The following is a 20,285-nucleotide window of genomic DNA, read 5'->3' on the forward strand; positions in this document are numbered from 1 at the left end:
TGACCGCGGTATCCAGAAAAACAACTTAAAATACTAATAATTTTAGTATTTTTAACTAGGCCCCGTGGTCAAGCCGCGGGGTGGCGGTGGAACACATGATTACACAATTTACTACTCCAAGTCTTTTGATTCTATCAACTTTGCTAGTCGGCGCATTAAACTTGATCAGTCCGTATGCTACTCAAAAAGATAGTTTTATACGTAATTTTTTACTTATTACTATCGCTATTTTTTTCTTCGGTAATATTTTAATTATTGATTTGTTATTTTTAAAAGGTATTAGAGCAGGATTTGAATTTAATATATTCGGTAATTACTCTATAGGATTTCATCTTGAACCTTTAGGGCTTATTTTCTTAAGCTTAGTAGGCTTTTTATGGATTTGTGCTTTACTTTACACTCCAAAATATCTTGCTATTAATAATATAGAGCACTCTTCTAGATTCTTATTTTTTTTTAACTTAACTATTCTAATCGGTGTTTTAATTGCACTATCAGCCAATTTATTCACGATGTTTATTTGCTATGAGCTTTTAACCATTTCTACAGCATTCCTAATAGGGCATACTAGAAATAACATAGTACTTAGCGGGTTATACAAATATCTAAAAATTCTGATGATTTCTGCCACAATATTATTTTTACCGGCAGTGATAATTATTTATACTAAAACGGGTAACGGAGATTTTGCAAGTGCGAGTTTAGTAGAAAGTTATTTTTCTCAAAGCCAATCGATTATTTTATTATTAATGTTTATTTTCGGTATTGCCAAAACTGCAATTTTTCCTGTGCATTCGTGGCTTCCTGCCGCAATGGTTGCACATTACCCTGTTAGTAGCTTACTGCATGCCGTAATAGTTGTTAAAACCGGATTATTTTGTATTTACAAAATCCTATTATACATATTCGGTTTATCATATTTACAAATAATACTTGCTGGGTTTAACTGGTTAATTTTCATACCGATAGTAAGCATATTTTATAGCTCAATCAAAGCACTAGGCACTGATAATATTAAAAAAGTACTCGCCCATTCTACTATGAATCAACTAAGTCTTGCATTACTTAGTGCTTTCATGCTAACACCTAAAGCACTCGGAGCCGCAATCTTACATTTAGTTTCACACTCTTTTACAAAAATCTGCTTATTTTATAGTATGGGAAGTATTTATAGTTTAAAGAAAGTCGATCAAATACAGGATTTGCATGGTACATCCAAAGAATTTCCTTTAATTTCTTTTATTATATCTATCTCTTCATTATCGCTAATCGGTATACCTATCTTTAGCGGCTTTATTAGCAAATTCTCAATATTACTTGCCGCAAGCGAACAGAATCAAGTCATTGTTATGGTTGTCGTAATAGCTAGTAGTATATTCTCAAGCCTTTATCTTCTCAAAATATTAAGCTCTATTTATAAACCTGCTTTAGCAGAATATAGCACGGCAAAACCACTACCCTACTCTATGCGAATCAGCATCATTATTTGTGCCTTAGCTATAACATTATTTTACTTTATTCAAATCTTAATCAGGGAATTTTTAGCTTATATTATATAATACATATTTACATAATTTACATATAATCATATAATATGTAAATATAGTAATTATGAGGATAAATATGGCACAAATTATTAGAGCAACAGAATTTGTACGTTCTTTTTCAGATATTATAAATAGAGTGTATTATAAAGGCGAGAGTTTTGACGTTCAAAAAGGTAACCATATCGTAGCAAGAATTACGCCTGTAGAAACCAAGCCTTCTATAGCAGTAAGAGACCTAGGGGAAGCTTTTAAAAATAGTCCTCATCTTGATTCTGAAGATGCTGATCAATTCATGAAAGATATCGAAGAAATAAGACATAATACTAGACAAGATATTAAAAAAGTTGATATCATTTCTAGCTAAAAGCAGCGTTGTTTCATGACTCGAAAAAAGTGTCCGATGTCATACCGTGGCTTGACCACGGTATCCAGAAAAACAATTTAAACTAATAATAATATTAGTATTTTAGGCTGGATCCCGCGATCGAGTCGCGGGATGACAGTGATGAAATTGATACACGCAACAACACTTTAGCAGTTTTAACATCTTCTACTTAAAGATTAAAATGTTTATTCAAAACACTCAATTTGCACTTTCGCTAGCTAATTTTGAACTTGCTTTTGACCTTAGCTCTCAAAATCAATTAATAGCTTTAGCATTTCTAATTGTTACTGCTATCTTAAATCTTTATACAATTTCCCAAAATAGAAAATTTGAGACACTAATAGGTAGTTTATACTGTTTCTTCTCTATTATATGCGTATTTGCAGCTGATTTTATTTCCATGATAATCTCGCTTGAATTCATGACAATTTTTGCCTGCATAATTGTTTTTTGTGACCAATTAAAAATAAAACCGGTACGTCAATATTTTCTCACACATTTATTCAGTAGCGGGTTAATTTTAATCGGCATAGCCCTTTTAATCCAAACAACAGGTAATACCGCATTTATTTCTTTAACAGAATCAATATATAATTTTGAGTTACCGGCAATATTAATACTTGCAGGCTGTTTAATTAATGCTGGATCTATTTTTGTAAATGGTTGGATGGTTAATTGTTACCCGATAGCTTCAAGTAGTGGCATAATATATTTAATAAGTTTCACTACTAAAGTTACTTTAATTATCATTTTAAAATTATTTAGTGGTCTTGGGATACTTAAGTTTTTTGGAATATCAATGATCATTTACGGGTTAGTATTTTCTCTAATTGAGAAAAACTTTAAACGATTGATATGTTATCTTACCGTATCGCAGCTTGGTTTTATATTAGCGGCTATTAGTATAAACTCTCCAAATATAGCTTATCTTATTACAAGCTTTATATTTATACATATATTATATAATGGGTTATTTGCTTTATATTTCACTTATATAGAAGATGAGTACAATATTAAAAATTACCAAGATCTTGAGAATACTCCAATTAATCTTATTATATTAGGTGGATTTGTAGTTAGCATATTGATATATACCTCCCTACTTCCTATTAGCTCTTTTTATATCAAAGATGAAATAGCTAATATTTTAAACGAGAATAATATAATGCTATTTTCCAAGATAGCAACTTGTACCGTGTTATTCGGGTTGTTGTTGGGGAGTGTACGCTTGTCATACCGTGGCTTGACCACCGTATCCAATAAAAAAATAGACAATGATACTAAATATTTATGGATACCGTGGTCAAGCCACGGTATGACAAAAGTGCTTTATCTCTCTTTCTGTATCATAACTTTATGTGTATGTTTATTCTATCCTGTTCAAATATTATATGAGGCTAACTCTAACAAGCTAGTTATCCTTGCAATCTCGGTATTATTAGCTTTAATTTTTAGAAAAATACCACGTATTTCAACAGAAGACATCAATCTTGACTTATACCAATATATTGAAAAATTTATATATTTCAGTATCGATAAATATAAAGAGACGACAGACAATAATGAAGATACAGAAGAGTATCTTAATTTTAAGGTTATTTGGGATACTATTTTAAGTAAAATATCTGCTTGGCATAATCAGCAAACTGCTATATTTATTGTATTATCTTTATTAATTAGTTTGATTTTAGTGCTTGTCATTCCCGCGTAGGCGAGAATCCAGTAATTAAAAAGCATAAACACAGTAAATTTTTTAAATTAAAAGCTCAATTTATCTCGCTTTTTCTGGATTCCCGCTTCCGCGGGAATGACATAAAATCGTGTAACAATACTGAGCCAAAACGACATAATACAACATAAAAAAAATAAAAAACATGGGGCCACTAATAACAAATAAGCAAAATTACAGCTTTGAAGTTCACGGACAAACAATAAAAGATGATTATCATTGGCTACGAGATCCAAAGTGGCCAAATGTAGAAGACCCTAAAATTTTAGACCATTTAAAAGCCGAGAATAAACATACCGAAAACTTCTTTGCCGATCTGCAAAAGGATAAAGAAAGGATTTTTGAAGAATTAAAAGGGCGGATCAAATTAGACGATGAATCAGTTTATGTTAAGAAAAAAGATTATTACTATTATACAAGAGTAGAGGGGGATAAAAATTATCCGATATATTGTAGAAAGCATAATAATATTAATGCTTCTGAAGAAGTAATATTAGATGTTAACCTTCTTGCTCCAAACAGTGGTTTTACTGATGTTGCCAAAGTTGCAGTGTCACCTGAGCAAAATTTAATGGCTTATAGCGTTAATTTTACAGGTAATGAACAATACAATATCAAAATATATAATCTTAAAGAGCAAAAATACTTACCTGGTGAAATAAAAGATGTTGCGCCTGTTATAATTTGGCACGAACAATTAAGTGGCTTTTTCTATATTACTATTAATGAGAATCAACGCTGGGATACAGTAATGTTTCATCGTTTAGGCGAAGATGTTACTCAGGACAAATTAATATTCGAGGTAAAAAACCCTCTTCATTTTATCAGCTGCGAGAAATCCAGTAGCCGCGAATATATTTTTATAAATTCAGGTGATTATAATGAAAATGAAATTTATGTAATTTCCATGCGGGGTGATAGTTTTATACCTAAATTAGTACGAACTGCACAAAATAATATATTCTATGAAATAGAACATAATGGCGATTATTTTTATATTAAAACTAATTATAGAGCTAAAAATTTCCATGTTGTAAAGTTGCCGGTAAATAATTTTGAAAATTCTAGCTGGGATGAAACATATATCAAAGAAGAAACTAGTAAGTATTTAGAAAGTTTTGATGTTACAAGTAATTATTTAATCTTAAATTATCGTGACCAAGGTTTACCGCTAATTAAAATAAAGCATATCAAAGATCTACAAGAAAAAACAATTCATTTTCCTGACGAAAGTTTCCAGGCAAGTAGTTTTTCTACAAACTTTGAGGAAGACGATATCAAGGTAAATTACTCCTCTCTTACAAGACCAAGTACCACTTATAGCTACGATTTTAATAGCGATAAATTAACGATATTAAAGACCCAGGAAATACCATCAGGCTTTAATCCGGAAGAGTATAGAGTAGAGAGAATATTCGCAGATAATGAAGATGTAAAAGTACCTATTACTTTATTCTACAAAAAATCTTTATTTAAAAAAGACGGCTCAAACCCTTTATATTTAATGGGATACGGATCTTATGGGGTTAGTATGCCTGTCAATTTTAGAAATACGGCAGTAACACTCGCCAATCGCGGCTTTATTTATGCGGTTGCTCATATTAGAGGTGGCAATGATCTAGGGCATGATTGGTATGAATCCGCTAAGTTTTTAACCAAAAAAAGAACCTTTGAGGATTTTATAGCTTGTAGTAAAGCTTTAATCAAAGAAAAATATACAAGTAACAATAATATCGTAATAATGGGGGGAAGTGCCGGCGGTATGTTAATTGGTTATGTACTCAACGAAAAACCGGAAATAGACTTTTTGCAGAACGAAGCTAATAAAGAGGAATTTGCAGGAGACACGAAACGCAGCACCGCGGCGTACAAAAAAGTACGTGAGGATAAGGGGTTAGGATCGACGCACAAATTACCTTTAGAAGCAAATTATACAAGAAGTCTAATCTATAAGGCGGCAGTTGCACATGTACCTTTTGTAGACGTACTTAACACCATGCTTGATGAAAGCTTGCCGCTAACTCTCGTGGAATATAATGAGTGGGGTAGTCCGAAAGAGAAAGAATATTTTGAATATATTAAATCCTATTCTCCTTATGATAATGTAAAAGCACAAAACTACCCTGCTCTATTCATTACTTGTGGTATATCCGACCCTCGCGTTGGTTACTGGGAATCTGCTAAATGGGTAGCAAAATTACGAGAACTAAAAACGGATAATAACCCCCTATTATTGAAAACAAATATGGATACGGGTCATAAAGGTTCAGCCGGTCGCTTTGATTATTTGAAAGAGGCAGCTGGCGAATTAGTATTTATTTTTAAGGTGTTTGATGTGGAAGTTTAGTTAGCAAATTTGTTGCTGGAATCCCGTTATGTCATTCCCGCGAAAGCGGGAATCCATTACTTTAAAGCTTTTTAAAAGCTCGATATATCTCGCTTTACCCTAGATTCCCACCTACGCGGGAATGACATAGTAACATTACCCAATACAAAAACCATGCATAAAAATTATCTAGAGCAATTACAAAAATTACCGATTACTTTAATTTTACTCATTAGCTTAATTTGCTGTATTGGTTTCATTGTGCTTTATTCTGCTGCGAATAGCAATTTACAGCCCTGGGCTTACAAACAAATTATAAATTTTTGCATCTTCTTACCTATAGCTATTATTATTTCATTAATTGATTTGCGAATAATCTTTAGGTTATCTTATATCTTCTATTTTTGCGTATTAGCTTTACTAGTAGCCGTGGAGCTTTTCGGCTCAACTGCCATGGGGGGTAAAAGATGGATCGATATCGGTATAGTTAAACTTCAACCTTCCGAACCGATAAAAATTGCTATTGTATTAATGCTTGCTAGATATTTTCACTCCTTAGCAATTGACGATCTTACAAAATTCCACAAAGTTATCATACCTATTATAGCAGTCTTAGTACCAGCTTTTTCAATAATTAGGGAACCTGATTTAGGTACGGGAATGATTGTCTTAATTGTTTCGGTAATTATATTTTTTGCAGCAGGTTTTAGAATAAAATATTTTATAATGCTGGGCTTCGCCGCTCTTATTAGCCTGCCTATTTCTTGGAATATGATGTATGATTATCAAAAAAAGCGTGTGATGGTTTTTTTAGACCCTGAACATGATCCGCTCGGTGCTAGCTATAATATTATTCAATCTAAAATCGCTATAGGTTCAGGTAGCTTATTTGGACGTGGTTTAAATCAAGGCAGTCAAAGCCATTTAGATTTTCTTCCCGAACATCAAACCGACTTTATATTTGCTACCTTTGCTGAAGAATTCGGCTTTATAGGGGGAATATTTTTATTAATATTATATTTTGCACTTATAACTATTTCTTTATTAATTGCCGCAAATTGCCGAGAGACCTTCAGTAAATTAATGGTAATAGGTATCACTTCAATTTTATTTAGTCACGTATTTATTAATATAGCTATGGTTATGGGCTTACTTCCTGTAGTAGGCGTACCTCTGCCGTTTATTTCTTACGGCGGAACAATGATGGTATCAATGCTAATCGGCTTTGGATTGGTGATGAATGCTCAGGTGCACGGACATACCACTTTAAACTAGGTTCTGCGAAGAAAAATCAAATTAATAATAAGTTGTACTTAATTTTTAATTTAAAACGGTATAAGTTTTTTTACAATTTAATTTTTTATACAAAAATTATGTTAGGCTACGAGAAAGAACAAAGAAATTTGACAAAAGAGCAGAGACAAGCTGTAGGGTTGTTATCTGTAGGAACCTTATTGGAATATTTTGATCTTATGCTTTATGTGCATATGTCTGTGCTTCTTAATGAGCTTTTTTTTCCAAAAGCTGATACTTATGCTACTTCACTTTACTCTATAGCAGCTTTATGTGCTACTTTTATCTTTAGACCACTCGGGGCACTTGTTTTTGGATATTTAGGCGACACATATGGACGAAAAACTACGGTAGTTATAACAACTATGATGATGGCTACTTCGTGCATTGTAATAGCATTACTTCCTACTTACAATGAAATTGGTATAACAGCTTCTATTATAATAATATTATGTAGAATTGCCCAAGGTATGTCCTCAATGGGAGAGGTAATAGGAACAGAAGTTTATTTAACCGAGTTTACTAAACCTCCAATACAATATCCTATTGTAGCCCTAGCTACAGTTTTTGCTACTGTCGGAACTTTTGCGGCTTTAGGGATTGCTACTATTGTTACTTCTTATGGCTTTAATTGGCGTTATGCTTTTGGTATTGGCGCAATTATTGCTGTTGTGGGAACAATAGCAAGAACTGCATTACGAGAAACTCCTGAATTTGCTAATGCGAAACTTAAATTACTTAAAACTTTTGAAAAAGCTAATAGAGATATAAAAGTATTAGAAAATAATCCTATTTGGAAAGAAAAAATTGATAAAAAGACAGCAATAGCCCTATTTATAATGGATTGTGCATGGCCTGTATGTTTTTATTTTGCATATATTTATTGTGGTGATATTCTTATAGCTAAATTTAATTATACTCCTGATGAAGTAATCAAGCAAAATTTCAAGTTATCTATAGTAGAGCTTATAAGTATAATAACAGTGGTGGCATTAAGCTATAGGATATATCCTTTAAAAATTCTAAAAGTATTATTAAGTATTTTCACCATTACGGTACTATTATGTCCATACTTATTAAATAAAGCTTCAAATTCAAATCAAATATTTATTATTCAATCACTTATCATGGCTTTTGCCCTGAATGTTATGCCGGCTGTACCAAATTGTTTTAGACATTTTCCAATCTTTAAGCGTTTTACTTCTGTAACATTCACATACGCTTTATCAGCTGCTTGTATGTATGTTATTAGCTCCTTTGGTTTCCCTTATTTAATAAATACCTTTGGAAACTGGGGATTATTAATTATTATGATTCCGACAAGTATTGGATTTGGATTTGGTATATTTCATTTTGAAAGATTGGAGAAAGAAAGCGGGAATTATCCGACAAAACCTTTTGTAACTTCTTCTCCGGGGATACCTTCTTAACTGATAAATATTTATAGCAGATTTCCTTTAATATCTATTGTCAAAAGTTTCTTCGATTATTTTCCTAAAGGGGGATTTTAACAACTATCATCCTGTTTTGTTAGTGTTGTTATTACTTATCTCGGGCCGCGCCCCCGTATTGCAGCTTAGCATGAATAGTCTATAATCCTCAAACAGTAATAAGAGAGAATTATAGTTAAGGAGTTATGACAAGAATAGATGTTAAGTGTAGATCAAGAATAGATGTTAAGTGTAGATATTATAACGACACAGAAAAAGTAGTAAAGGCGGGATATTCAATTTCAAAACAACAGAGATATCAATGCAAGCAGTGTAATCGATATTTTTAACTGTAATATATTAATAATGCCTCTAAGCCTGGAGTCAAGACTCAGATAGTAGATATGTCAATCAATGGCTCTGGAGTTAGGGATACAGTAAGAGTATTAAAAGTGGGTATCAATACGGTTATCCGTGTTTTAAAAAAAATCTAGCGTTAAAAAAGATAAATCATTCTATCAATACGATAGAAGTAATTATTGCTCCTGAAATAGATGAACAATGGTCTTATGTACAGAATAAATCCAAACAAAGATGGCTTTGGTATTCTTTGGATAAGATTTTGTTAAAAGTAGTTGCTTATACTTTTGGTACAAGATGTGATAGCACATCAGAATCATTACTGAAAAAAACCGGAGGATTTTAAGGTTACTTTTTACTTTACAGATGGATGGGGAAGTTATGCTAGGTTATTAGATCCCAAAAAACACATTGTTAGTAAAAAATATACTCAACGGATAGAACGGGGTAACTTAAATCTTAGAACAAGATGCAAAAGACTGACACGTAAAACAATTTGTTTTTCCAAGTCATTGGATATTCATGATAAAGTCATCGGAACTCTTATTGAACGTATAGCCTTTTAATATCCACATCTGTAAAATGGAGGTGCGGCCCTTATCTCGTGCAAATCCTGTCTACCAAAAACTTTCTTTATATTATCTTCTTCTAAAAAATATATCGCTTTTTTATTCAATATATCATCACGGCTTGTGTATAAAGATTCGATAAATAAAATAGGGTCCTTTAAAGCTAGTTGCACGACTATATTATCCTTATCATGTCTTTCTAAAGCTTTAGGAAACACGAATTCTTTAACCATATTACCGAATTTCTGTGTTTTAGTTTGAGATTTCGGAGAATTTGATACAGAGGTTTTTGGAAGATTTATTATTTCGTTTTTGCGTTCTTGCGTTTTATTAATAGCTATTTTCTTTAAGTTATCGTCTAAATCTTCCATTCCAATTGCATTGCGATAATGACCTGTCAACACTTTTCCGGACAGTTGTTTAAGTGCAATTTTGTATCTCTTCATATCTTACTGGTGATAAATAATCGTTAGCAGAATACATTCTGATACGGTTATAAAATACCTCTATATATTCAAATATGGCATATTTTGCTTCCTCCTTAGTTTTAAATTTATATTGATACATTAATTCTGTTTTTATAGTATGAAAGAAACTTTCAGCAACAGCATTATCCAAGCAATTTCCTTTACGACCCATACTCTGTTTGATACCATGTTGTTTTATAATTTTTAAATGACTATCAGAACAATATTGACTACCTCTATCAGTATGCCAAATAAGCCCTTTTGCTGGTTTACGTTGCCATATTGCCATTAATAAAGCATTATTAACCAAATCAGCTCTCATGTTATTACTCATAGACCATCCTATAATTTTTCTAGAAAATAGATCAATAACAGTTGCTAAATATAGCCAGCCTTCACCAGTTGGCACAAAGGTTATGTCTCCAACCCAATAACAATTAGCAGCATAAATTGTAAACTCTCTATTTAATAAATTAGGAGCAATTTGCTTATTATGATTAGAGTCAGTAATGGCTTTAAATTTACGTTTAGTTTTACATAGCAAATTAGCTTCTTTTATTAGTCTTGCAATGCGTCTCCTACTAGCAGTTATATCTTGCCGTGATAGTTCCTTTTTAATAGGTCTAGTTCCATAATTACCTCTACCTTCTTTAAAGATAATTTCAATTCTGTTTGTTAATTCATTACCTTCTTTAACCCTATTACATCCAAGATTATTTAACCATTCATAATAACCATTACGTGATACTTTCATAAATTTACACATAGCAGAAATGGAAAAATTACCTCTGTTTTCCTTTATCCATGCGTACCTTATTGGGATTCTTTTGCAAAGTACGCGGCAGCCTTTTTAATAGATCACGTTCTTGTGTTACTCTATCTAGTTCTTCTTCAATCTCCTTAATTCATCATACAGATGTTCTTCATATCTCATTACTTCCTTGAGTTTTGAATGTTTATTAACCCAATTATATAGACTATACTTCGTAATTCCTAGTTCTCTAGCTGCTTGAGCAAAAGGTTGCTTAGACTCAATAGCTAATCTAATCGCTGATTCTTTAAATTCAGCTGGATATATCTTTGGCTCTATATCCGGCATTTTTATCCCTACTGTTAATATCGTCTATTATTAACTTTCTGGAATGTCAACAGCGGTCGAAAAATGATACATAATTTTAATATATACTGTTTGAAAATTGATACAGTATAATAAGAAATCATTTGATATTTAAGTCATAAGATTATCCTCCTGTTTATTAATCACCTCTATTGATACAAGACCAGCTTTCTTTTTATTTCTAAGTCTGAAACTATCCCCTTTAATATTGAGTATCGTGGAATGATGGAGCAGACGATCTAAGATAGCAGCTGTAAGAGCACTATCCTGAGCAAGATTATTGCGCCAGGTCGCACCTCCATTTTACAGATGTGGATATTAAATGCTATACGTTCAATAAGAGTTCCGATGACTTTATCATGAATATCCAATGACTTGGAAAAACAAATTGTTTTACGTGTCAGTCTTTTGCATCTTGTTCTAAGATTTAAGTTACCCCGTTCTATCCGTTGAGTATATTTTTTACTAACAATGTGTTTTTTGGGATCTAATAACCTAGCATAACTTCCCTATCCATCTGTAAAGTAAAAAGTAACCTTAAAATCCTCCAGTTTTTTTCAGTAATGATTCTGATGTGCTATCACATCTTGTACCAAAAGTATAAGCAACTACTTTTAACAAAATCTTATCCAAAGAATATCAAAGCCATCTTTGTTTGGATTTATTCTGTACATAAGGCCATTGTTCATCTATTTCAGGAGCAATAATTACTTCTATCGTATTGATAGAATGATTTATCTTTTTTAACGCTAGATTTTTTTAAAACACGGATAACCGTATTGATACCCACTTTTAATACTCTTACTGTATCCCTAACTCCAGAGCCATTGATTGACATATCTACTATCTGAGCCTTGACTCCAGGCTTAGAGGCATTATTAATATATTACAGTTAAAAATATCGATTACACTGCTTGCATTGATATCTCTGTTGTTTTGAAATTGAATATCCCGCCTTTACTACTTTTTCTGTGTCGTTACAATATCTACACTTAACATCTATTCTTGATCTACACTTAACATATATTCTTGTCATAACTCCTTAACTATAATTCTCTCTTATTACTGTTTGAGGATTATAGACTATTCATGCTAAGCTGCAATACGGGGGCGCGATCATATTTTCAAACTTCAGCTCAGTTATGGATTAATTTACAAGCAAGGTATGATTTAAAATTAGCCCAGCGTAACGAATGGTCTTATATTAAAAATCCTATTCGTACAATGGAAATAGCGAGAAAAGCTAGTTGATTATTTCTTAGCAACTGCAGAGTATTCAGGGTGTTTTATGGCAATGTCGATATCCTGCATAAGTCTTGTTCTTATGCCGCCGCTAGTACCTAAAGCGTATGGATCTACTAGTACATTTAATACGTCCCATTGTTCGATAATTAAATTAGCAAAATTATAGAATAATAAAGTTCCATACTATTTCTTACTCCATATTTATAATCACTTACTTTTTTTTGCTCCTTGTTTATCTTTTAGCTTTTCTTTACTTCTGCCGATTCCAACAGTCGGATCAGCCGGTATTGACACAACTGATTATTTCTAGAGGCTTCCATGAATTTTTAGAAAAAATAATAAACAAGAAGAATTGGAAAAAGGTTTAAGAAAGGGAATAAAACAACAAATAGCAGAACCTTTAACCAAAGAAGACATAGAGAGAATAAACGAACGCTTAGAGATATTAGAAAAAATGCACAAAGATTCTGAGGAGTAAATTTTAATTTTTCACTTAAAAAGAATTCAAAATATTATTTTTAGAAGATAGAGAAGTAGCTGAAGAAGAAATAACATTATCTAGGGTATCAACTGAAAGACAATATGACGAGGGTTGTTCAATAGATTCATAAACAAGATGATTAAATGATTATTGTAAAAATAAAAATCTTAAAATTACTAAAAGTTTTGAATTTGCTGAATCTTCAACAGTAGGTAACCGCAAAAAATTTATGGAAGCTATAGAGTTTGCTAAAAATTTTGCTGAAGAGACGAGGAAAATAATAGCAATAGTAATAAACAGGGTAGATAGGTTACAGCGTAATTTCAAACAGTCTACTATGCTTTATGGGCTTATAGAAAAAGGAATAATAGAAATACATTTTTATACAGAAAACTGTATTATTCATAAATATTCAACTTCTTTGGAATTTAAATGTTACAGTAGCTCAAAATTTATAAAAAAGGTAACAAATACTACCCTCATATTTACGAGTTAAATAAAGAGCTTATCAGTATAAAAGATAAACTTGATAATCTTAGAAGTAAACTTTTAGAAGATATATTCATAAATGAAGAATATGGAGAAGATAAACGTAAATTAACAACACGTCGTGATAAAGTAATGTTAGAAATAGCAGGGCATAATAAAGGTGATGATACGGAAAAAATGATAGAGGTACTAAATTTAGTTGCCAATGCACATCAATATTTTATTTTGTCGAATGCCCCAGGAAAAAGACGCCTAATAAAAACTGTGTTTTCGACAATTAAATTAACAGGCAAAAAACTTGACTTTATGCTGCATTTGCCGTTTGATTCATTCGCAAATTTGTTGAAAATCGAGAAATGGCTCCCCGGGCCGGACTCGAACCAGCGACCGAACGGTTAACAGCCGTTTGCTCTACCACTGAGCTACCGAGGAACATAGAAGTTTCTAAAAAGTTTTAGATAACTTCTTATAACAAATCTTTTCTATAACGTCTAGGGTTTTCTTTATATGAAATAAAAAAATTTACTCATCCCCAATTTTCAACGCTGCGATAAATGCAGATTGTGGGATTTCGATATTACCGTACTGTCTCATTCTCTTTTTACCTGCTTTTTGCTTCTCAAGAAGCTTACGTTTACGGCTTATATCGCCACCGTAACATTTAGATAAAACGTCTTTACGCAAGGCCTTAATAGTCTCACGGGCAATAATACGGCTACCGATACTTGCTTGAATTGCTATATCGATCTGCTGCCTTGGTATTAAGTCCTTTAACCTTACGCATAACGCCCTACCCCTCTGCTCCGCACGTGAGCGGTGTACGATTGTGGACAGTGCATCAACCACCTCTGCGTTAACCAAAATCCCAAGCTTAACAAGCTCGGAAGATTCATAAACATCCATTTGCCATTCAAAACTTGCATAACCTTTGGAGCAGCTTTTTAAACGATCGTAGAAATCGTAAACTATCTCATTTAGCGGTAATTTATAAACTATTTTAGCTCTATTTGCTATATAGCTATGATCAAGTTGCACCCCTCTCTTTTCCGTACAAAGCGATAATACCGTACCTAAAAACTCATCAGGCACCATTATAGTTGCCTTAATCCATGGCTCTTCCATTGATTCGATTTTTTGCAAATCAGGCAAATCTGCGGGGTTATGAATTTCTAAGCTCTCACCATCTCGCATATGAATTTTATACACTACGCTTGGAGCAGTAGTGATTAAATCTAAATCAAACTCCCTACTTAAACGTTCTTGGATTATCTCTAAATGTAGTAACCCTAAAAAGCCACACCTAAAGCCTACTCCAAGTGCTGAAGAACTTTCCATTTCATACTCAAAACTGGCATCATTAAGCCGTAATTTAGCTAGCGAATCCTTTAGATGCTCAAACTCTGAACTATCCGTTGGATAAAGTCCACAAAACACTACAGGTAAGTTCGGCTTAAAGCCGGGCAATGCTTGCTCGCAAGGTTTCTTCTCATCAGCGATAGTATCCCCAACTTTACAATCCGCTACCTGCTTTATAGAGGCAGTAAAGAAGCCGATTTCCCCTGCATGCAAAACATCCGAAATATGTTTTTTCGGAGTAAGATAACCAACATTCTCAACGGTATAAACCGAGTTAGTAGCCATCATTTTAATACGCATATTTTTGCGTAAAGTCCCATCAATAATTCGTACTAAAATAACCACACCAAGATAAGGATCGTACCAACTATCGACAAGCAACGCTTTTAAGATATCCGTACTACTTTCTTTTGGTGGAGGTAATTTATTTACTATAGCCTCTAGAACTAAATCAATCCCTATGCCACTTTTAGCAGAGATTAGCACAGCCTCACTTGCATCGATTCCGATTATATCCTCTATCTGCTGCTTAACTTGTTCAGGTTCGGAAGCGGGTAAATCAATCTTGTTAAGCACCGGCAAAATTTCATGATCATTTTCAATCGCTTGATAAACATTGGCAAGAGTTTGGGCTTCTACTCCTTGCGTACTATCAACTACCAATAACGATCCTTCACAAGCAGCGAGTGACCTACTAACCTCATAAGCAAAATCGACATGCCCGGGAGTATCCATTAAATTCAAATAGTAGGTGTTACTGTCTTTAGCTTTATATACAAGCCGCACGGTTTGTGCTTTAATAGTTATGCCTCTTTCTTTTTCGATATCCATCGAATCTAGCACTTGCTGGCTCATTTCTCTAGCCTGAAGCCCGCCGCAATGCTCAATTAACCTATCTGCTAAAGTAGATTTACCGTGATCAATATGGGCGATTATTGAGAAGTTCCGTATATATTTTTGATTATTCATAATTATTGTGATATAATTTGCGTTTGTTTGTTGGGGTTATCGCCTTTGTCATTCCCGCGTAGGCGGGAATCCAGAAAAAATAATCTTTAATATTAAGTATTTACTTGCATAATTAGGTAAAATAAACATATAAAAAAACAAGTTTTTTATATGTTTTACTGGATTCTCACCTACGCGGGAATGACATGTAATATATAACAAAATCAAAATTTATAACAGGAAAAAATAATGAGAGCCGAAATAGAAAATTATGTAAAAAAAATTGAGCAGTCTTTAGAGCTACTTTGGAGGTCACTTTGACGTTGAAGCATCAACTGAAAGACTCGAAAAGCTAGAAGAATTAGCAGCCGATCCGAGTTTATGGAATGATCAGGTTAATGCTCAAAAATTACTGCGAGAAAAAAGTAATCTAGAGGAAAAACTAAGTGCTTTTAATAAACTCAAATCCAATTTAAAAGATGCTTTGGAACTTGAAGAAATGGTTGAAGCTGAAAATGACTCAGAAACACTTTCGCAAGTTGAACAGGACTTTAAAAATTTAAGTGTCATTGCTGCCAAATTTGAAACTGAATGCTTATTTTCAGGTGAAGCAGACGGCAATAACTGCTTTTTAGAGATTAATGCCGGAGCCGGAGGAACTGAAAGCCATGACTGGGCATCTATCATGATGCGTATGTATTTGCGTTTTGCCGAGAGACTCGGCTTTAAAACCGAGATAATCAACATGATTAACGGCGAAGAAGCAGGGATTAAATCATGCACCATTAGAATGATAGGCAAACGAGCTTACGGCTGGTTTAAAACCGAAGCAGGAGTTCATAGGCTAGTGCGTATTTCCCCGTTTAATGCGGCAGGTAAAAGAATGACCAGCTTTGCAAGTAGCTGGGTATATCCTGAAATTGATGATAATATAGCAATTACTATCGAGGACAAGGATTTAAGAATCGATACTTTTAGAGCATCGGGAGCAGGAGGGCAGCACGTTAATACTACCGATTCAGCCGTACGTATCACCCATATACCGACCAATACGGTAACGCAATGCCAAAGTGATAGGTCGCAGCATAAGAATAGAGCTCAAGCTATGAAAATGCTTCAAGCAAAACTTTATGAGCTTGAAATGCAAAAACGCACTGATAGCATTAACGAACAGAATGCCGCTAAAACCGATAATAGCTGGGGGCATCAAATTAGATCATATGTTTTACAGCCCTATCAAATGGTGAAAGATTTACGCACTGATTACGAAACTTCCGACACTAAAGGTGTACTCGACGGTGACCTTGAGGACTTTGTCTCAGCAAGCTTATCTATGAATGCGGGTGGTAAGAGGTAGATTTAAGTAATCAAAATGTCATGCCGTGACTTGATCACAGCATCTAAAAAAACAACTTATATTAATAAATATTTATGACCCAGTGGTCAAGCCACGGGGTGGCAGCTGTATATGAAAAACTGCAAAAATTTTAACATAGCTATTTATATAATTATTATAGGAATAGTCTCAGTTCTAGGATTTCAAAATTATTAAAAATTTGCTCAAGATCGGCATTTTGAGCAAATAGTAAGCGATCTTAATAATCTAGAGTTTGAACCTGCTAATGAAGCGATTCGTCAAAATTTCATTTCTGAAATACAAAATATTTATGCAGCTGAAAATCCTGAAATAGATAAAAATATAAAATATGCGTGGGTTTTATCGGCAAGACATTCTGGCCGCGCCCCCCGTATTGCAGCTTAGCATGAATAGTCTATAATCCTCAAACAGTAATAAGAGAGAATTATAGTTAAGGAGTTATGACAAGAATAGATGTTAAGTGTAGATCAAGAATAGATGTTAAGTGTAGATATTATAACGACACAGAAAAAGTAGTAAAGGCGGGATATTCAATTTCAAAACAACAGAGATATCAATGCAAGCAGTGTAATCGATATTTTTAACTGTAATATATTAATAATGCCTCTAAGCCTGGAGTCAAGGCTCAGATAGTAGATATGTCAATCAATGGCTCTGGAGTTAGGGATACAGTAAGAGTATTAAAAGTGGGTATCAATACGGTTATCCGTGTTTTAAAAAAATCTAGCGTTAAAAAAGATAAATCATTCTATCAATACGATAGAAGTAATTATTGCTCCTGAAATAGATGAACAATGGTCTTATGTACAGAATAAATCCAAACAAAGATGGCTTTGGTATTCTTTGGATAAGATTTTGTTAAAAGTAGTTGCTTATACTTTTGGTACAAGATGTGATAGCACATCAGAATCATTACTGAAAAAAAACCGGAGGATTTTAAGGTTACTTTTTACTTTACAGATGGATGGGGAAGTTATGCTAGGTTATTAGATCCCAAAAAACACATTGTTAGTAAAAAATATACTCAACGGATAGAACGGGGTAACTTAAATCTTAGAACAAGATGCAAAAGACTGACACGTAAAACAATTTGTTTTTCCAAGTCATTGGATATTCATGATAAAGTCATCGGAACTCTTATTGAACGTATAGCATTTAATACCCACATCTGTAAAATGGAGGTGCGACCAATATTATTACCGATTATCCGAAAGAAAGTTTCTATATTTTCATGTTACTGGAAAACCAAATCAATACCGGCGGACAATTTAAAACTTAATATATAGAACATGAAAAAGGTAATATTGATTTAAATAACGCTGAAATTGCAATTGTTACTCATGCTTATCATTTTCCCTGTGTTAATAGATATTTTGATAACCAACCTAATTTCGACTTCTTCTTTGCTCATAACACTAAACCTATAATTTTCTTAGGCCGCACCTCCATTTTGCAGATGTGGATATTAAATGCTATACGTTCAATAAGAGTTCCGATGACTTTATCATGAATATCCAATGACTTGGAAAAACAAATTGTTTTACGTGTCAGTCTTTTGCATCTTGTTCTAAGATTTAAGTTACCCCGTTCTATCCGTTGAGTATATTTTTTACTAACAATGTGTTTTTTGGGATCTAATAACCTAGCATAACTTCCCTATCCATCTGTAAAGTAAAAAGTAACCTTAAAATCCTCCAGTTTTTTTCAGTAATGATTCTGATGTGCTATCACATCTTGTACCAAAAGTATAAGCAACTACTTTTAACAAAATCTTATCCAAAGAATACCAAAGCCATCTTTGTTTGGATTTATTCTGTACATAAGACCATTGTTCATCTATTTCAGGAGCAATAATTACTTCTATCGTATTGATAGAATGATTTATCTTTTTTAACGCTAGATTTTTTTAAAACACGGATAACCGTATTGATACCCACTTTTAATACTCTTACTGTATCCCTAACTCCAGAGCCATTGATTGACATATCTACTATCTGAGCCTTGACTCCAGGCTTAGAGGCATTATTAATATATTACAGTTAAAAATATCGATTACACTGCTTGCATTGATATCTCTGTTGTTTTGAAATTGAATATCCCGCCTTTACTACTTTTTCTGTGTCGTTATAATATCTACACTTAACATCTATTCTTGATCTACACTTAACATCTATTCTTGCCATAACTCCTTAACTATAATTCTCTCTTATTACTGTTTGAGGATTATAGACTATTCATGCTAAGCTGCAATACGGGGGGCACGGCCAAAAATACTAATAATTTTAGTATTTTAAACTGAATCCCGCTACAAGCTCGCGGGATGACATAGGTGAAACTATGCTACGCGGGAATGACATAAACCTATCCATACAACAACGCCAATAATAGGAAAACTGATTCACTCAACAATTACTTTAAATTAGACCAAATACGGTTTTTAGCAATATAGAAAGAGATCGTAAAAACTACTAAGAACATTATAACTTTAAGACCCATCGATTTACGATGCTCCATTTCCGGTTCAGCTGCCCATTGTAAAAATACGGCGATGTCTCGACTCATTTGCTCTACACTTGCGTGAGTAGAGTCTATGTAAGTCACCTGCCCGTCTGTAAGAGGCGGCGGCATTGCTATTTGATCATTCGGGAAATACGGATTATAATGAGCACCTAGCATTAATTTAAAATCTACCGGCGGTTCTTTGTAACCGGTGAGCAATGAGTATATATAATTAGCTCCATCATGACGTGCTTTTATTATCAAAGATAAATCAGGTGGGTGTGCACCGTTATTAGCCGCTCTTGCTGCTTGTTCGTTTGGATAAGACGATACAAAACGATCAGCAGGGATAGCAGGACGATCAAACATCTCACCATCATCATTTGGTCCATCTTTTACCGTATATCCTTTAGCAATTTCTTTTACTTCATCATCCGAAAAACCAATATCTTTAAGGTTTCGATAATACAAATTATTTAAGCCGTGGCAAACGCTACAAACTTCTTTATAGACCTGAAAACCTCTTTGTGCAGCCGCGCGGTCAACACTGCCGAATATACCGTCAAACGACCATTTCATCTTTTTCGGTGGCAATGCTTCTTCGTTTGCTGGACTCAAGCTAGAAGTTAGTAGTATGATGATAGAAATAAGTAGTTTTGTTTTCAT

24 protein-coding genes, 1 tRNA gene and 2 pseudogenes are annotated in these 20,285 nt (G+C 33.4%); 14 read left to right on the forward strand and 13 right to left on the reverse strand.

Going from position 1 to position 20,285, the window contains the following annotated elements; translation table 11 throughout:
• The first annotated feature begins 95 nt into the window (after positions 1 to 95).
• From AAGD46_RS05950 to AAGD46_RS05980, 7 genes and pseudogenes are all read left to right on the forward strand, one after another.
• Positions 96 to 1,559: a proton-conducting transporter membrane subunit gene (locus tag AAGD46_RS05950; protein WP_341786921.1), complete on the forward strand. Its 1,464-nt coding sequence runs from the start codon at positions 96 to 98 to the stop codon at positions 1,557 to 1,559.
• A 64-nt stretch (positions 1,560 to 1,623) separates the two neighbouring features.
• Positions 1,624 to 1,911, forward strand: coding sequence for an antitoxin (locus AAGD46_RS05955; protein WP_341786922.1), 288 nt, complete (start codon positions 1,624 to 1,626; stop codon positions 1,909 to 1,911).
• Between the two features lie 202 nt (positions 1,912 to 2,113).
• A complete protein-coding gene (locus AAGD46_RS05960) occupies positions 2,114 to 3,643 on the forward strand; it encodes a proton-conducting transporter membrane subunit (RefSeq protein ID WP_341786923.1) in 1,530 nt (509 codons plus the stop codon).
• Positions 3,644 to 3,806: 163 nt separating this feature from the next.
• The gene (locus AAGD46_RS05965; protein ID WP_341786924.1) at positions 3,807 to 6,008 is read left to right on the forward strand and encodes a prolyl oligopeptidase family serine peptidase; all 2,202 of its coding nucleotides are present in this window, start codon (positions 3,807 to 3,809) and stop codon (positions 6,006 to 6,008) included.
• 153 nt (positions 6,009 to 6,161) lie between these two features.
• Positions 6,162 to 7,262 (forward strand): rod shape-determining protein RodA, encoded by a 1,101-nt coding sequence (rodA, locus tag AAGD46_RS05970; RefSeq protein ID WP_341786925.1) that lies wholly within the window; start codon positions 6,162 to 6,164, stop codon positions 7,260 to 7,262.
• Between the two features lie 98 nt (positions 7,263 to 7,360).
• Positions 7,361 to 8,710 (forward strand): MFS transporter, encoded by a 1,350-nt coding sequence (locus AAGD46_RS05975; protein ID WP_341786926.1) that lies wholly within the window; start codon positions 7,361 to 7,363, stop codon positions 8,708 to 8,710.
• Positions 8,711 to 8,949: 239 nt separating this feature from the next.
• Positions 8,950 to 9,636: pseudogene (locus AAGD46_RS05980) on the forward strand (IS1 family transposase).
• Here AAGD46_RS05980 and AAGD46_RS05985 read toward each other — a convergent pair.
• The 7 genes and pseudogenes from AAGD46_RS05985 to AAGD46_RS09440 form a co-directional block, all read right to left on the reverse strand.
• The gene (locus tag AAGD46_RS05985) at positions 9,633 to 10,085 is read right to left on the reverse strand and encodes a hypothetical protein (protein WP_341786928.1); all 453 of its coding nucleotides are present in this window, start codon (positions 10,083 to 10,085) and stop codon (positions 9,633 to 9,635) included. The pseudogene AAGD46_RS05980 and the gene AAGD46_RS05985 overlap by 4 nt on opposite strands.
• The gene (locus AAGD46_RS05990; RefSeq protein WP_341787907.1) at positions 10,060 to 10,929 is read right to left on the reverse strand and encodes an IS3 family transposase; all 870 of its coding nucleotides are present in this window, start codon (positions 10,927 to 10,929) and stop codon (positions 10,060 to 10,062) included. Before AAGD46_RS05990 ends, AAGD46_RS05985 begins: the two co-directional genes overlap by 26 nt.
• A 57-nt stretch (positions 10,930 to 10,986) precedes the next feature.
• Positions 10,987 to 11,205 carry a transposase gene (locus tag AAGD46_RS05995; protein WP_341786680.1) on the reverse strand — a complete coding sequence of 73 codons (219 nt, stop codon included), beginning with the start codon at positions 11,203 to 11,205 and terminating at the stop codon, positions 10,987 to 10,989.
• A gap of 129 nt (positions 11,206 to 11,334) precedes the next feature.
• A pseudogene (locus tag AAGD46_RS06000) lies at positions 11,335 to 11,490 on the reverse strand (ATP-binding protein); the annotation flags it as partial.
• Positions 11,463 to 11,696: an IS1 family transposase gene (locus tag AAGD46_RS09430; protein ID WP_410525958.1), complete on the reverse strand. Its 234-nt coding sequence runs from the start codon at positions 11,694 to 11,696 to the stop codon at positions 11,463 to 11,465. The gene AAGD46_RS09430 and the pseudogene AAGD46_RS06000, both read right to left, overlap by 28 nt.
• A 166-nt stretch (positions 11,697 to 11,862) precedes the next feature.
• Positions 11,863 to 11,961, reverse strand: a complete 99-nt coding sequence (locus AAGD46_RS09435) for an IS1 family transposase (protein WP_410525950.1) — start codon at positions 11,959 to 11,961, stop codon at positions 11,863 to 11,865.
• The gene (locus AAGD46_RS09440) at positions 11,918 to 12,061 is read right to left on the reverse strand and encodes an IS1-like element transposase (protein ID WP_341786690.1); all 144 of its coding nucleotides are present in this window, start codon (positions 12,059 to 12,061) and stop codon (positions 11,918 to 11,920) included. Before AAGD46_RS09440 ends, AAGD46_RS09435 begins: the two co-directional genes overlap by 44 nt.
• Positions 12,062 to 12,312: 251 nt before the next feature.
• Here AAGD46_RS09440 and AAGD46_RS06010 point away from each other — a divergent pair, with 251 nt between their 5' ends.
• From AAGD46_RS06010 to AAGD46_RS06020, 3 genes are all read left to right on the forward strand, one after another.
• On the forward strand, positions 12,313 to 12,474 hold the full coding sequence (locus tag AAGD46_RS06010; RefSeq protein WP_341786929.1) for a pirin: 162 nt from the start codon (positions 12,313 to 12,315) through the stop codon (positions 12,472 to 12,474).
• A gap of 346 nt (positions 12,475 to 12,820) precedes the next feature.
• Positions 12,821 to 12,946 (forward strand): hypothetical protein, encoded by a 126-nt coding sequence (locus AAGD46_RS06015; protein WP_341786930.1) that lies wholly within the window; start codon positions 12,821 to 12,823, stop codon positions 12,944 to 12,946.
• A gap of 175 nt (positions 12,947 to 13,121) precedes the next feature.
• Positions 13,122 to 13,445: a hypothetical protein gene (locus tag AAGD46_RS06020; RefSeq protein WP_341787916.1), complete on the forward strand. Its 324-nt coding sequence runs from the start codon at positions 13,122 to 13,124 to the stop codon at positions 13,443 to 13,445.
• A 350-nt stretch (positions 13,446 to 13,795) separates the two neighbouring features.
• Here AAGD46_RS06020 and AAGD46_RS06025 read toward each other — a convergent pair.
• Positions 13,796 to 13,870, reverse strand: a tRNA-Asn gene (locus AAGD46_RS06025).
• 90 nt (positions 13,871 to 13,960) lie between these two features.
• Positions 13,961 to 15,763, reverse strand: a complete 1,803-nt coding sequence (gene lepA / locus AAGD46_RS06030) for a translation elongation factor 4 (RefSeq protein WP_341786931.1) — start codon at positions 15,761 to 15,763, stop codon at positions 13,961 to 13,963.
• Between the two features lie 228 nt (positions 15,764 to 15,991).
• Between lepA and prfB the strand changes: the two genes are divergently transcribed.
• The 4 genes from prfB to AAGD46_RS09455 all read left to right on the forward strand — a co-directional run bounded on the left by prfB (position 15,992) and on the right by AAGD46_RS09455 (position 18,406).
• A protein-coding gene (gene prfB, locus AAGD46_RS06035) for a peptide chain release factor 2 (RefSeq protein ID WP_341786932.1) occupies positions 15,992 to 17,099 on the forward strand; the annotation gives its coding sequence in 2 pieces (ribosomal slippage) (positions 15,992 to 16,060 and positions 16,062 to 17,099; 1,107 coding nt in all).
• 659 nt (positions 17,100 to 17,758) lie between these two features.
• Positions 17,759 to 17,902: an IS1-like element transposase gene (locus tag AAGD46_RS09445; RefSeq protein WP_341786690.1), complete on the forward strand. Its 144-nt coding sequence runs from the start codon at positions 17,759 to 17,761 to the stop codon at positions 17,900 to 17,902.
• Between the two features lies 1 nt (position 17,903).
• Positions 17,904 to 18,110: an IS1 family transposase gene (locus AAGD46_RS09450; protein ID WP_410525981.1), complete on the forward strand. Its 207-nt coding sequence runs from the start codon at positions 17,904 to 17,906 to the stop codon at positions 18,108 to 18,110.
• A complete protein-coding gene (locus AAGD46_RS09455) occupies positions 18,032 to 18,406 on the forward strand; it encodes an IS1 family transposase (protein WP_410525982.1) in 375 nt (124 codons plus the stop codon). Before AAGD46_RS09450 ends, AAGD46_RS09455 begins: the two co-directional genes overlap by 79 nt.
• A gap of 121 nt (positions 18,407 to 18,527) precedes the next feature.
• On the opposite strand, the gene AAGD46_RS09460 is transcribed toward AAGD46_RS09455, so the two are convergent.
• From AAGD46_RS09460 to AAGD46_RS06050, 4 genes are all read right to left on the reverse strand, one after another.
• Positions 18,528 to 18,740, reverse strand: coding sequence for an IS1 family transposase (locus AAGD46_RS09460; RefSeq protein WP_410525983.1), 213 nt, complete (start codon positions 18,738 to 18,740; stop codon positions 18,528 to 18,530).
• A 64-nt stretch (positions 18,741 to 18,804) separates the two neighbouring features.
• The gene (locus AAGD46_RS09465; protein WP_410525965.1) at positions 18,805 to 19,005 is read right to left on the reverse strand and encodes an IS1 family transposase; all 201 of its coding nucleotides are present in this window, start codon (positions 19,003 to 19,005) and stop codon (positions 18,805 to 18,807) included.
• Positions 18,962 to 19,105, reverse strand: coding sequence for an IS1-like element transposase (locus AAGD46_RS09470; protein WP_341786690.1), 144 nt, complete (start codon positions 19,103 to 19,105; stop codon positions 18,962 to 18,964). Before AAGD46_RS09470 ends, AAGD46_RS09465 begins: the two co-directional genes overlap by 44 nt.
• 424 nt (positions 19,106 to 19,529) lie before the next feature.
• The gene (locus AAGD46_RS06050) at positions 19,530 to 20,285 is read right to left on the reverse strand and encodes a cytochrome c1 (protein ID WP_341786933.1); all 756 of its coding nucleotides are present in this window, start codon (positions 20,283 to 20,285) and stop codon (positions 19,530 to 19,532) included.

Source organism: Rickettsia endosymbiont of Cantharis rufa, from assembly GCF_964026445.1.
Classification (GTDB): Bacteria; Pseudomonadota; Alphaproteobacteria; order Rickettsiales; family Rickettsiaceae; genus Rickettsia.

What these genes read in the sequence shown, in the direction of transcription:
- AAGD46_RS09440 (WP_341786690.1), bottom strand. Translation starts at nt 12,061, where the DNA reads ATGTCAATCAATGGCTCTGGAGTTAGGGATACAGTAAGAGTATTAAAA.
- AAGD46_RS06010 (WP_341786929.1), top strand. Translation starts at nt 12,313, where the DNA reads ATGCTAAGCTGCAATACGGGGGCGCGATCATATTTTCAAACTTCAGCT.
- AAGD46_RS05965 (WP_341786924.1), top strand. Translation starts at nt 3,807, where the DNA reads ATGGGGCCACTAATAACAAATAAGCAAAATTACAGCTTTGAAGTTCAC.
- AAGD46_RS09470 (WP_341786690.1), bottom strand. Translation starts at nt 19,105, where the DNA reads ATGTCAATCAATGGCTCTGGAGTTAGGGATACAGTAAGAGTATTAAAA.
- AAGD46_RS05985 (WP_341786928.1), bottom strand. Translation starts at nt 10,085, where the DNA reads ATGAAGAGATACAAAATTGCACTTAAACAACTGTCCGGAAAAGTGTTG.
- rodA (WP_341786925.1), top strand. Translation starts at nt 6,162, where the DNA reads ATGCATAAAAATTATCTAGAGCAATTACAAAAATTACCGATTACTTTA.
- AAGD46_RS05960 (WP_341786923.1), top strand. Translation starts at nt 2,114, where the DNA reads ATGTTTATTCAAAACACTCAATTTGCACTTTCGCTAGCTAATTTTGAA.
- AAGD46_RS05950 (WP_341786921.1), top strand. Translation starts at nt 96, where the DNA reads ATGATTACACAATTTACTACTCCAAGTCTTTTGATTCTATCAACTTTG.
- AAGD46_RS05955 (WP_341786922.1), top strand. Translation starts at nt 1,624, where the DNA reads ATGGCACAAATTATTAGAGCAACAGAATTTGTACGTTCTTTTTCAGAT.
- lepA (WP_341786931.1), bottom strand. Translation starts at nt 15,763, where the DNA reads ATGAATAATCAAAAATATATACGGAACTTCTCAATAATCGCCCATATT.
- AAGD46_RS06050 (WP_341786933.1), bottom strand. Translation starts at nt 20,285, where the DNA reads ATGAAAACAAAACTACTTATTTCTATCATCATACTACTAACTTCTAGC.
- AAGD46_RS05975 (WP_341786926.1), top strand. Translation starts at nt 7,361, where the DNA reads ATGTTAGGCTACGAGAAAGAACAAAGAAATTTGACAAAAGAGCAGAGA.
- AAGD46_RS09445 (WP_341786690.1), top strand. Translation starts at nt 17,759, where the DNA reads ATGTCAATCAATGGCTCTGGAGTTAGGGATACAGTAAGAGTATTAAAA.
- AAGD46_RS05995 (WP_341786680.1), bottom strand. Translation starts at nt 11,205, where the DNA reads ATGCCGGATATAGAGCCAAAGATATATCCAGCTGAATTTAAAGAATCA.